The following is a 12240-nucleotide window of genomic DNA, read 5'->3' on the forward strand; positions in this document are numbered from 1 at the left end:
ATATTACATCTATTTAGTTTCTATAGCATTAGTAGCTAACTGAAACACCCATAAACACGTAACGTCCTAAAACGTCGTATGGCCCAGGGAATACGTTACCATTTGCAGAACCTGCAGGTGCATTACCGATTACTTGAGGCTCAACATCAAATAAGTTGTTAACACCTAAGCGGAATGATGCATTTTCAAACGCATTCCAGTTACCTGTCAAATCGAAGTAAGTCTTAGACTTCAATGAAACGGCATTATCGCCACCATTTAACTCATCAGTACCGTCAACATAGCGCATAGTACCAGTTACAGTAACGTCCCAAGGTGAAATCCAAGTTGTACGCAAGTTGTAACGTAGCTCAGGTGTAGGACCTGCAGTGTCAACACCACAGATTGAACGATCCCACTTACCTAAACAATCAACTACGTCCGAACTAGGCGTGTTCTTTTGATCCCACTTTGTAAGGAAAGTACCTACAAGGTTTAGTTTGATGTCACCCATGTCGCCGATACCGAACTCATAAGCTGCATCAAAATCCACACCAGCTGTAGCGAAGAAACCTAAGTTAATATCTGTAGATGTAACGCTATCTTGGCCTAGCCATAAACTACCTGACCCACCACGATTAATAAGACTACAGAACTCTTCGTTACCAGTCGTAGCACATTCGCGAATGATAAATTCAGATGAAACACCACCAATTGCGCCTGTTACATCAATATCGAAATAGTCTAGCGCCAAGCTAAAGCCTGGCATATCACTAGGTGAAAATACGATACCATAAGAAATTGTATCAGACTCTTCAGGATCTAAGTCAGGGTTACCACCTGTGATTTGGTTGTATTGACCGGCAGGGTTACTTGGTGCGCCACCCGCATCATATGCTGCGCCACTTAAACCAGTATTAATACATTGCTCACGAGTAAACTCAATGTTTCCATCTTCATCAGCAGCACATGGGTCATTGTTCATGTTGAATAAGCCTAAGCCTTGTGATCTGAACAATTCACGTACGTTACCCGCTCTTACTGCACGTTGGAAACTTGCACGAATACGTACATCATCATTCACTTTCCAGTCAGCCGCATACTTATATGTATTTGTTGATTTGTCAGTTGAATAATCAGAGTAACGATACGCTAGCTCTAAGTTAAGCTCTTGCATAAAGTCAACATCTTGCACTAGTGGGATGTTTGCTTCTGTGAAAAGCTCCTCTACTGTAAAGCCACCACTAACACCTAATGTAGGTCCACCTTGGCCTGCACCATCACCACTTTCAAAGCCTTGGTCTGGTTCAAAACTTAGGGTTTCTTCTCGACGCTCAAAACCAACAACTACGTTAACACCAGTTGAGGTACCAGGTACGATAACGCCAAGATCAGTTAAGTCACCTGCAACATAACCACTCACTTGTGTCGTTTCAACATCACCGCGAGCAAATAAAGGAAGGGTTATATAATTTAATGTTTCTTCAGTTACTGAGTCAGTCGTGAATATATTCCAAGGAACACAGGCAGCATCGACTACAACACCATTCGCGTCAGGAATGGCAGAGCGACAAACAGCTTCTCCAGTATCAGGGTCTGAAACAGCATCAAACGCTCTACCTATGCGAGTGATTGATAACTCGTTACGATATGTCTGAATGAATGACGTTGTGCCGTAGTTTGCAAAAATATCGTATGACCAATTGTCATTAATAAAGCCGCGAGCACCAACTACACCACGGAAAGAAGTATGACGAAGATCATCCTGTCTAGGATTACCTTCAACGTTTCGGCGGCCAATATAAGCGTTACCTAACACGTCGTCAGTCGTTAGTCCATTTGCGCCACAAGTTACATCAAATTGTTGTTGCGATAGTAATGGGTTTGCACAATCCAAGGTAGTTGTTACGAAAAATGCGCCTGATGGTGCAATCTGAGCAACACTGCGGTTATCCATGAAGTTAGCTTCTGCATAAACTGTGTGGTTATCATTGATATCGTAATGACCTAGCGCACCAAATGTCTTACGAACGTCAGGACGTTGGAAATAGTTAAGTGGACCATAGTTATAAGTTGTGCCGTCACGAGGGACAAATTGGTCACCTTGAACTTTAAAATCAAATGACGTTGTATTTCCTAAATTAACAAGTGGGTCTGCAACTCCATTCAAACCGAAGTCAGTAATGCGCCCTTCAGCAATAGTACCTGAGCCCACACAACCTAGAGGTGAACCTGAAACCGCACAGGCACTGTAATCTCGGCTGCTTTGGCTTACCGCTTGAATATTACGATAACTAGCGTACATGGTAACGTTACCGCGCCCATCAGCTGTATTAGCACCTAAAAGTACAGAGAAATCATTCGCGTGGCCGTCTTTTACACTACCGTTTGCAAAATCGAAACCAGAGTCAGCAGCTAGGCCTTGCATGAATGCATTATCGTTGTCGTGTTGATAGAAGCTGTGCTGATAATCGAACTGAACGCCTTCGAAATCATCTTTTAGAATAAAGTTAACAACACCGGCAACCGCATCAGAACCATAAGTAGCAGAAGCACCACCTGTAAGCACTTCAATACGTTCAACCAAACCAGCAGGGATTTGGTTTACGTCACCGCCAGTACCGCCAGCCAACGGCGAGCCAGCTGGCATACGACGTCCGTTAACTAATGTTAGTGTGCGGTTAGAACCTAAGTTTCTCAAATCGACAGTCGCTGTACCCGTCGCGCCGTTGGCCGTACCTGAGGTTTGACCACCGAAAATTTGTGGCATGTCATTAAGTAAATCTTCGATACGTGTTACACCACTGACAGCGATATCTTCAGCACTTATCTCAACGACAGGGCTTGCGCTAACAAGGTTGGCTTTTTGAATACGAGAGCCGGTAACAGAGATTTTTTCTACGCTTTGTTCAGCAGATGTTTCTTGAGCATTTACTGTAAATGTAGACAATGCAGTTGAAGCAGCACCTACAGCAAAAGCCAGACGAACTGACTTCGTCAACTTAGAGTTTGTAAACATGTATGTCTCCCTGGACCACTATATATGTGTTTAGTGTTTATTCGCTAGTGCGATTTTTTATTAAATAAAGGTAGTGAACCTCACTTGAATAGTATCCAAACAAACTTGCCTAGGTCAATGCTTTAGAACATCTAATACTCAAAAGTTATGAATGAAATACCAATACAGTGGCAGTTAAGTAAATTTATATTTACAAAATTTACATAGAAGCAGCATTTTTACTCGTTTTGATCAAAGAAAAGTCACAAAAAAGTATTTGGTCATTTTTATGTAAATTAAAAACAAAGCTTAATAAACGCTCAATCAAAACACGTATTTTTCACTTCCCTTAAATTGTTAGACAACAAACTTTGAAACAAACTCTTTCATAAATTTTGTCTTGGTTTATGCTGAACATATTGAAGGTGCACGAATTCATTTACTTAGGTGGAATTCAGTTTGCGTTAAAGGTGACAAGGTTAAAATGCAATGAAACTTGATGATGATATACACAACTATTATGAGCATTTAGTGCTTGAACATATTGCTGAGTTAAAACTACCCACGGCAAACGATGATGATTATATTGCGGATTTGTGTTGTTTGGCTTTGAATCAGCTTCCACCTAGATATATTCGCTATGAAGTGGATATGTCATTTTACCTAGCTCAAAGTGAGCGCCAGCAAATGGAAATGAATACGCAAAATGCCGTAAATAAAGCGATCCGCTTTTTGGACAAAAAAGACACGTAAATAAATGGAAATATAAAATAGATAATTTATGGGGATTTGGGTGGCGGTTCTCCAGCCACATTCCGGCACATGAGTCGTCTGCTGCGGCTGCTCCCTTCCAGGCCTGACCGAGTTCACAGAGTATCATTGCGGAGGGACCAAAGAACCACCATAGAAACTTGCCTAAGTGATAAAAACGAGCTCTTAATCACTTAGGCGGCGCATTATGACAAAACTAAATTTAGATGCAAGCCGCATCCTTGATATAAGGAGTTTTTTACGACTATTTTTTAAATTTTTCTTCTGCGATTGTATTAGCGACTCTATTTGTGGCTAAGTTTTGTTCATCAGCGCGTTTATACACTTCTTTGAGCGTCGCGCCAATTTTCTCTAGGTGACTTTTTAATGCCTCATTCGAACTCAACATCTTTTGATGATAAATGTCGATTATGCCTCCTGCATTAATTACATAATCTGGAGCGTACAATATACCCTCCCCTTTTAAAATTTCCCCTAAATCTTCAGTCTCTAACTGATTGTTTGCTGCACCGGCAATTACCTTAGCCTTAAGGGTGCTAATTGATTGTCGATTGATTGTCGCCCCCATTGCACATGGCGCGACCACATCTACATCTAATTTAAGGATTTCATCGGGTGAGACGATCTTAGCGTTCAGTTTTTCTTTCGCACGATTTATCCCCTCGGGATATATATCAGCGACAAACAATTCAGCGCCTTCACGATGTAAATGCTCTGCGAGTCTATAGCCTACATGTCCCAGACCTTGAATAGCGACTTTCTTACCCTGTAAGCCTGTACCAAAATAATGCTCAACAGACGCTTTTACGCCGGTAAATACGCCGTACGCAGTAGATGGTGCAGGATTTCCATCCGCTTCTTCGCCAGCAAAATGGTAATTTGCTTTCGTGCCAGATATATATGTTGTCTCTTGCGCCATGGTACGTAAATCAGCGACCGACATACCTGAATCCTCGGCGCTAATGTATTTACCGCTTAAACTTTCCACAAAACGCCCCATGGCAAGCATCATCTCGGGGGTTTTATGCGCTCGAGGATCACCGATAATCACTGCTTTTCCACCACCTTGATTTAAGTTGGCCATCGCAGCTTTATAGGTCATACCTTTTGATAGCCTGAGCACATCATTTAGTGCCTCATCTGAATTTGCATATGGCCACATTCTACAACCGCCCAATGCTGGGCCTAAATGACTATTGTGCACAGCAATAATCGCTTTTAGCCCGGTTCCTTTATCATGGCAAAAAGCAACATGCTCGTGTTCATCAAATTCGATATGGTCAAAAACAGACATTCTAATATTACTCTGAGTAAGGTATGTGAAACTTGTTGATATACTAGCTCAAATCAATGAGGACATGCCTTGCGATGTTAATGTGGCAGAATTACTCGGTTGCAACAGTGGCCATAATCCATTAGTTAATATAGGATATATATCCTAATATTCGTGCTTGAAAATGATAAAAATATTCAGCATGCTAGCCGCGAATTTTACTTCGCTATAAATTGAAAAATAATGATGAAATTGGACAAGTTTGACCGCGAAATTTTAAGAGTGATGCAAAAAGACGCTACTGTTTCCATGGCTGAGTTAAGTCAAAAAGTTGGACTATCTCACACACCATGTTGGCGCAGAGTTAAGCGAATGGAAGCCGATGGGATAATTCTTCAAAAGGTCACCCTACTAAATAGTAAAAAGCTTAACCTTGGGGTTTCTGTTTTTATCTATGTGACGTTAAAAAATCATGATGGTGAATCTTTGAATGATTTTGAAAAAGCGGTGCAAAACATAGATGAAATTGTTGAATGTCATACCACGAGTGGCGACAAAGATTACTTACTAAAAGTGATTGTTGAAAGTATTGAAGAATACGAACATTTACTTAAAGCGAAATTAACTCACTTACCCTTAGTAGATCATCTCAGCTCTACGTTTGCGTTAAAACAGGTCAAAAATACAACAGAGCTACCGATAAAACAGCAATAGAACGACGATAATGAAGCAGAACGAATCTGCTTCATTAAGATGTGCAATTGCCTGACGTTATGTAATTACTCGTTATCTTGATTAATCACGCCACGGCGTATCTGGTCTTCCTCAATTGATTCAAACAGCGCTTTAAAATTACCTTCACCAAAGCCTTCATTTCCTTTGCGTTGAATAATCTCGAAAAACACTGGGCCAATCACAGTGTCGGTAAATATTTGCAGTAAAATACCGTCTTTCATTGGAGCCCCATCAATTAAAATACGTTGCGCTTTTAAATCGGCCAGGTTCTCACCGTGCCCTGAAACGCGAGCATCCACTGCCTCGTAATAAGTATCAGGGGTATCCATAAATTTAACCCCAACGTCACGCAACGTTTTAACAGTTTGGTAAATATCTTCAGTAGACAACGCAATATGTTGAATACCCTCGCCATTGTATTCACGAATAAACTCTTCAATTTGGGATTTATCATCAGAAGATTCATTGATCGGAATGCGAATTTTTCCGCAGGGAGACGTCATCGCCTTACTGACTAAACCTGTTAGCTTTCCTTCTATATCAAAGTAGCGAATTTCTCTAAAGTTACCCAAGCGCTCATAAAAATTCGCCCATACCGCCATATTGCCGCGCTTAACATTATGCGTGAGGTGATCCAAAGTCAGAAGACCAGCATCGCTTTGTTTCACCTTTTCACGCCAATCAGGATAAAAACGGAAATCCACATCATAAATAGAGTCATCGCCGTATCTGTCAACAAAGTACAAGGTACTTTCACCAATTCCGTAAACAGCTGGAATATTAAGTTCCATCGCGCCTAAATTTCCGACGAATGCTTTGGCGCCATTTTTAATTGCGTGCTCAAAAGCGACTTTGGCATCTTTAACCCTAAACGCCATTCCACACACACTCGGGCCACGTAATCTTGCAAACTCTTCTGCCTGAGATGCAGGTTCAGCATTTATAATGAAGTTGATGTCGCCCTGCTTGTACAACCAAACTTGCTTTGATCTGTGTTTAGCAACTTCTGCAAAACCGAGAGACGTAAACAAGTTAGCTAAATCGTTAATCCCTTTTTCATCCGCAGCGGTATATTCAACAAATTCAAATCCATCGGTGTTGAGCGGGTTATAGCTGATATCTGAACACATAATATTCTCATTCTTATCTTGTGAAAGGTTTCGTCAAAGCGCTAATAGACCGCAAAAAAACGCTGCTGAACAGAGGGAGAAAGAGAATAGAAATTAGTGTAGAAACGAGCTAAAAGTAACATAAAGTTTACATTAGGTTAAAGCCCGTTTTATGCGCCGAGAAACGCCCATATTGGTAAGGATGTTGTCAGCTTTACGCTACAAAGGCGTATTTATATCTTTACAGACTTTTTGTTGATCCCATAGTCACGTAATTTATTCGCAATCGCAGTATGGCTAAGCCCTAGTTTTTTGGCTAACAGGCGAGAGCTCGGGTAACTTGGATAAAGCCGTTGCAAAATGCTTTTTTCATAACGTTTCACTTCTTCATCCAGACTGCCCTCAAAGTCTTCACTAACAAAACTCATGGCGTTCGCACTTGAAGGAATTTGAATATGTTCCTTACCTAAGTCATTTCCTTCTAATAAAGATACCGCGCGATAAAGTACATTTTCTAACTGGCGCACATTCCCAAACCAAGGGTAAGCTTGAATATAATCTACGCACGACTTAGTCAGCTTAGGTACCTTGCGCCCCAGAGTTAAGCTGTGTTGCTTTAAAAATGTTTCTGCTAATGGAATGATATCCATCTTGCGCTCTCGCAAAGGAGGAATTCCTAAGCTCAGCACATTCAATCGGTAATATAGATCTTCGCGAAAACGCCCTTCTTGTACTAACTGAGCTAAGTCTTTTTGAGTAGTACAAATAAAACGAACATCTACTTTAACTTCTTTCGTATCACCCACTCGCCTAAACTTACCATCTTGCAATACACGAAGTAATTTCGCTTGGAGTTGCGGCGACATGTCACCCACTTCATCTAAAAATAAACTACCGCCCTGTGCTAGCTCGAGTAGGCCTTCTTTACCTGAGCTTTGGCCAAACGCTCCAGCCGCATAACCGAACAGTTCGGTTTCCGCCACATTATCAGGAAGAGATGCACAATTGAGCACTAAAAAATTTGCATCCTTTCTGCGACTCGCTTCATGGCAGGCATGGGCAATCAATTCTTTCCCGGACCCCGTTTCACCATACAACATAATTGGCCCGTCAAGTTCAGCCATTCGCTTAGCTTCGCGAACCACCTTTTTCATGATCTTACTTGAGGCTTGAATAGACATAAAACTGTCCAAGGACGCCTCGTGAAATACAGTTAACTGCTGACCTAAGCGCTGCTCAGATTTAAGAATAAAAACAGCACCCGCCAAGATTGGCTCCCCTCCGGAATCAGGCACCATAACAGGTAAAATATCCGCTAAGTAGTTCTGCTCTATAAAGCGCACCTTTTGCGTGAGGCTCGTTATTTTTTTACTTTCCAGCCAACGCGTTGCGTTAAAGCCTTTTACCAATTCGTCGATTTCCACCCCAATGAGTGATTCTCGTGCCGTTTCTAAACTCACTGTGACCGCATCGTTAATCAACAATATGCGTCCTTTGGTGTCTACCGAAAATACAGGATCAGGTAACGTTTGTAGTAATGCGCGCAATTGGTTTTGCTCACGCTCTAGGGGCATAAAGGGAATCGTTTTTACATCATCAATGCCTTCTATTTTTCTAATTTTTGGCATTAAATGTTGAAATTCTTCAAAATCCATATTGGGGAAGCTAAGATAAATCTTGCCCATTTCATTGATTTCGATACCACGCAAGTCCACTTCATGGCTGACCAAAATATCAAGGACATCTTGCGTTATCCCTAAACGGTCCTGACAACTTATTTCCAGACGCATAAAATTTCTTAATTTGAATTAATGTAAAGATATTATTACACAAACATGAGGAACAGCACACCAAATAAACGGGTTAAGATGTGCATATAGGCGAGTAATTTCCGTGCAGATTGTTACTAATTGTAAGTTTTACTAGCTGACCGAACTGGATTTTTGTTCAAACATGGCAGGATGTAACCCCAAAGATCGTCCCTTTTCAACCAGCCCCATAATGTCCGAATCCGCTAAATCAAACAATGACGAAAGCGAGTCAAGCACGTAGTACACCGGCTGAATAATGTCGATACGATAAGGAGTACGTATCGCTTCTAGAGGCTCCATTTCGCGGCGTACTGCTTGCGTATTTTCTAAAGCGTCACGTGTCTCCTGAGGTGAAGATAAAATCCCTCCGCCATAAATACGTAATCCTTCTTGTGTGTTGACGAGCCCAAATTCGACCGTAAACCAATATAAGCGTGCTAAATACTGTCGCTCCTTTGGAGAAGCAGCATAACCAAGTTTGCCATACGTATGGGTGAAATGAGCGAATGCAGGATTAGTCAACAAGGGGCAATGACCGAATATTTCATGAAATACATCTGGCTCTTGTAAGTAATCAAACTCATCTTCGCTACGGATAAACGTGGCCACAGGAAACTGCTTATTGGCCAACAACCTAAAAAACGAATCAAAGTTTATCAAAGCCGGAACTTGCACCACTTGCCAGCCTGTCGTTTTTGCCAAAACTGTGTTCACTTCAGCTAACTGCGGAATACGATTTTCTGGTAGGTCGAGCTGTGCCAGCCCTTGTAAATATTCATCACATGCGCGGCCTTTTAACAGATTTTTTTGCTGGCAAATGAGTCTTTGCCAGATTTTATTTTCTGTCTCACTCCAATGAACGATACCGTTTTCGTCTGGTGTATGAGAAGTGTATTGAGATTGCTTAGCCATAATAACAAAACTGCCGTATTTGAGTCATTCATGGAGCGAAGTCTACCCAAAGTGAGCTAAATCAAAAGACACAATCCAACAACAATAAAATTACAAATCGTAAACATAAAACTACAACGTTTGCTCATCAGCACCTATTTCTAAGCGATAAAGTGACTTTATTTCAGCTGCTTATGTAAGTCGGTTAAAATTTTCTTGCTAAGCTGATTCAAGCCTGGACGTTGTACAGAAAGCCAAGGAACAGGTCGGCAACTATGAATGGCGTTCAAGCCAATACGCGCTGTTAATACGCCTGCTCCCATACCTTGTGCAATACGCGTTGATAATTTACCCGTTAAACTTGCACCAAGCGCATAATTGCCTGCATCAGAGATAATTTCAGCTGCGCCGGCGTAGAGCATATGTCTAAACACTTGGCGTATTAGCGCCACTCGCCCCCAATATCCCAAATGTACGCCATAGATCTCACTGACCTGCTGCATCATGCGAATATTCCGCCACAACACAATCGCCATATCAACCAACGCAAAAGGACTCACTGCAATCATGACGCTGGACGCCCCCGCATTACGCATCACTTTAGCTAATGCAGCTTGATCTACTTTGCTGATAACTTGTTGCTCAAATAAACCCAACACCTCAGAATCAGTGTGGTGCTCGTCGATACTCTTTTGCCATATTGCAATCTCATTTTCGTATCCAGCCGGTAAAGTCTGCGCAATAGCTAAACAGTGCTTTTTTGCTAAGCCAATTGCCGGAGTCGAGTACAACTCTAACGATGTTTGGCGAGATGCCTTTTGTCGCTTGAGTCGTCTTAACCCTCGCCATTCGCTGTAAACCGCGCCGACAACCAATGCCAAAACCGACACGCCAACCCCTAACCATATTCCGCTAAGCCAATCATCACTTAGGTACATTTCACGTATAAATAACCCAAGTTCAATTAAACTCGCCACCAGTACCACAACACTCAATACTGTAAAAAATCTGCCCAACCAAGGCTTTCGCTTTGGGGTAACTTCAACTTCATCACGCACGACGCTCTGTTCAAATTCATACTCATCTTGAGCCAGTGCCTGCCAGTCAACGTCTTGTTCGATGGTGGTTGCTCGTCGAATAGGTTCGCCAGCAGTGTCTGTGTGCTCAGGGCTTAGCACGACTTTTGTTTTAATCTGCGTCGTGTCTGTCGCATCTTGATGTAACGAATTTTGATTCTGCGTACTCATCGTATTTTATCCCCAAGAATAAACTCTAAAACTCTATCCATTCGAATATGTGGTAATGCTTGATTTTCATCTCTGCTTGGCGGAGAAAAGCGCGGAAAGTCAAAGCCCTGCTTATCCCAAAACTGGCTATCAGGGCATTTCGCTGGTACGTCTCCAGGAAACAAACGAATTGTTTTTCCATCTGCTCCTGTGCCCTGCAAGATTTGAATATCTTGGCCTTCGTGCTCTGCTCGCCCTGCCTGAGAAGCGCGGATCGCGGCTATTGCGGTAGACTCAGTGGATACACCATCAAACTGCATCTGCTTTCTTGCGTTATGTAACATGGAGTCCAACAGTTTAACTAGGTTGCTTTGCTGATCAGGTGTAACGTGATCAGCTTTACTAGCAGCGAAAATAAGTTTATCTATTTTCGGTGTAAACAAGCGTGATAATAGATTCGTTTTTCCATATTCAAAGCTGGTGAGCAGCCAGTTTAATGCGCGCTGCAGATCATCAAAATGTGCTCTACCGTTATTCAATGCTGATAAGCAGTCCACCAAGACCACTTGGCGATCAAAGCGTTTAAAATGCTCTACGTAAAAAGGCTTCACGACTTGCTCTTGATAATGCTCATAGCGATTAAACAGCAAAGCCTGATTGCTTCCTTTGGGTCCCCGATTTTGTTTTATTTGAGCAACTTGCTCTTCTGACAATGGGAAGAAATCTAAAACTGGAGCTCCCGCCAGCTCCCCCGGTAAAATAAAACGCCCAGGTTGCAATAACTGAAATCCAGCTGCACGACACTTGTGTAAATAGTCGGTGTACAGGCTAGCAATATGCTTTAACGCCAATTCATCCCCCGGCGCTGTTAAATCGATTGACTCTCTAGCGACCAAAAACTCGGCAGATAACGCTTGGCGCTCCGCTGATTGCAGCTCGGATTCACAATGAGTAGACCAAGCTAAATAATCCATATCAAGCAAAGGTAAATCCAGCAGCCACTCTCCTGGGTAATCAGTGATATCTAGCGTAAGCTTGGTATCTTCGCTGATATAACGCGATATTCCTTTATCTTTGCGATATCGAATATGTAACCTCACTTGACTGATCCCAGTCGTCGATTCTGGCCATATTGGTGGGGAGCCGTTTAGTGCTTGCATAGCATTTTCGTAAGCAAATCGTCGTAAACTTAGGTTAGGTTGCGCCTCACGCTTTACACCAAATAAACGCTCTTCTCTTACAACAGAGAAAAAAGGCAACTCAGCACTGTCGTTGGCCTCTAATAATTGGTTGACAATCGATGTAATAAACGCTGTTTTACCACTGCCGCTTAAACCGGTAACCGCAAGATTAAGGTGTCTGTCGGCAAGGCGAGCTCCTGTTACTTTGACATTTTGCTTTAATTGGTCAATCAGGTGGCTGGTATTGAGCAGTTTCTTCATTGCGA

Annotated in this window: 9 protein-coding genes and 1 other RNA gene; 2 read left to right on the forward strand and 8 right to left on the reverse strand. The window is 42.1% G+C overall.

From position 1 onward, the window contains the following. Positions 1-28 precede the first annotated feature (28 nt). The gene (locus tag GCHA_RS15490; protein WP_007989874.1) at positions 29-2998 is read right to left on the reverse strand and encodes a TonB-dependent receptor domain-containing protein; all 2970 of its coding nucleotides are present in this window, start codon (positions 2996-2998) and stop codon (positions 29-31) included. Between the two features lie 468 nt (positions 2999-3466). Here GCHA_RS15490 and GCHA_RS15495 point away from each other — a divergent pair, with 468 nt between their 5' ends. Beyond that, the gene (locus GCHA_RS15495; protein ID WP_007989876.1) at positions 3467-3730 is read left to right on the forward strand and encodes a late competence development ComFB family protein; all 264 of its coding nucleotides are present in this window, start codon (positions 3467-3469) and stop codon (positions 3728-3730) included. A 46-nt stretch (positions 3731-3776) separates the two neighbouring features. On the opposite strand, the gene ffs is transcribed toward GCHA_RS15495, so the two are convergent. Together ffs and GCHA_RS15500 are read right to left on the reverse strand one after the other, a co-directional pair. Beyond that, an RNA gene (gene ffs / locus GCHA_RS22675) (signal recognition particle sRNA small type) lies at positions 3777-3873 on the reverse strand. 119 nt (positions 3874-3992) lie between these two features. Beyond that, a complete protein-coding gene (locus GCHA_RS15500; RefSeq protein WP_007989878.1) occupies positions 3993-5042 on the reverse strand; it encodes a Glu/Leu/Phe/Val dehydrogenase dimerization domain-containing protein in 1050 nt (349 codons plus the stop codon). 225 nt (positions 5043-5267) lie between these two features. On the opposite strand from GCHA_RS15500, the gene GCHA_RS15505 reads away from it, so the two are divergent. Further along, complete coding sequence (locus GCHA_RS15505; RefSeq protein ID WP_008304193.1) at positions 5268-5735, forward strand: Lrp/AsnC family transcriptional regulator; 468 nt, start codon at positions 5268-5270, stop codon at positions 5733-5735. 65 nt (positions 5736-5800) lie between these two features. Here GCHA_RS15505 and hppD read toward each other — a convergent pair whose 3' ends face one another. From hppD to GCHA_RS15530, 5 genes are all read right to left on the reverse strand, one after another. Continuing rightward, entirely contained in the window at positions 5801-6886 is a 1086-nt protein-coding gene (hppD, locus tag GCHA_RS15510; protein WP_007989882.1) for a 4-hydroxyphenylpyruvate dioxygenase, read from the reverse strand. Positions 6887-7098: 212 nt separating this feature from the next. Further along, complete coding sequence (gene tyrR / locus GCHA_RS15515) at positions 7099-8655, reverse strand: transcriptional regulator TyrR (RefSeq protein WP_007989884.1); 1557 nt, start codon at positions 8653-8655, stop codon at positions 7099-7101. A gap of 132 nt (positions 8656-8787) precedes the next feature. After that, on the reverse strand, positions 8788-9588 hold the full coding sequence (phhA, locus tag GCHA_RS15520; protein ID WP_007989887.1) for a phenylalanine 4-monooxygenase: 801 nt from the start codon (positions 9586-9588) through the stop codon (positions 8788-8790). 158 nt (positions 9589-9746) lie between these two features. Beyond that, entirely contained in the window at positions 9747-10814 is a 1068-nt protein-coding gene (locus tag GCHA_RS15525) for a YcjF family protein (protein ID WP_007989889.1), read from the reverse strand. After that, positions 10811-12235 carry a YcjX family GTP-binding protein gene (locus GCHA_RS15530; protein WP_007989891.1) on the reverse strand — a complete coding sequence of 475 codons (1425 nt, stop codon included), beginning with the start codon at positions 12233-12235 and terminating at the stop codon, positions 10811-10813. The genes GCHA_RS15525 and GCHA_RS15530 overlap by 4 nt, the downstream gene beginning before the upstream one ends. Between the last annotated feature and the right edge of the window lie 5 nt (positions 12236-12240).

The organism is Paraglaciecola chathamensis S18K6, assembly GCA_000314955.1.
GTDB classification, from domain to species: domain Bacteria; phylum Pseudomonadota; class Gammaproteobacteria; order Enterobacterales; family Alteromonadaceae; genus Paraglaciecola; species Paraglaciecola chathamensis.

What these genes read in the sequence shown, in the direction of transcription:
- GCHA_RS15505 (WP_008304193.1), top strand. Translation starts at nt 5,268, where the DNA reads ATGAAATTGGACAAGTTTGACCGCGAAATTTTAAGAGTGATGCAAAAA.
- GCHA_RS15525 (WP_007989889.1), bottom strand. Translation starts at nt 10,814, where the DNA reads ATGAGTACGCAGAATCAAAATTCGTTACATCAAGATGCGACAGACACG.
- GCHA_RS15530 (WP_007989891.1), bottom strand. Translation starts at nt 12,235, where the DNA reads ATGAAGAAACTGCTCAATACCAGCCACCTGATTGACCAATTAAAGCAA.
- GCHA_RS15495 (WP_007989876.1), top strand. Translation starts at nt 3,467, where the DNA reads ATGAAACTTGATGATGATATACACAACTATTATGAGCATTTAGTGCTT.
- tyrR (WP_007989884.1), bottom strand. Translation starts at nt 8,655, where the DNA reads ATGCGTCTGGAAATAAGTTGTCAGGACCGTTTAGGGATAACGCAAGAT.
- GCHA_RS15500 (WP_007989878.1), bottom strand. Translation starts at nt 5,042, where the DNA reads ATGTCTGTTTTTGACCATATCGAATTTGATGAACACGAGCATGTTGCT.
- GCHA_RS15490 (WP_007989874.1), bottom strand. Translation starts at nt 2,998, where the DNA reads ATGTTTACAAACTCTAAGTTGACGAAGTCAGTTCGTCTGGCTTTTGCT.
- hppD (WP_007989882.1), bottom strand. Translation starts at nt 6,886, where the DNA reads ATGTGTTCAGATATCAGCTATAACCCGCTCAACACCGATGGATTTGAA.
- phhA (WP_007989887.1), bottom strand. Translation starts at nt 9,588, where the DNA reads ATGGCTAAGCAATCTCAATACACTTCTCATACACCAGACGAAAACGGT.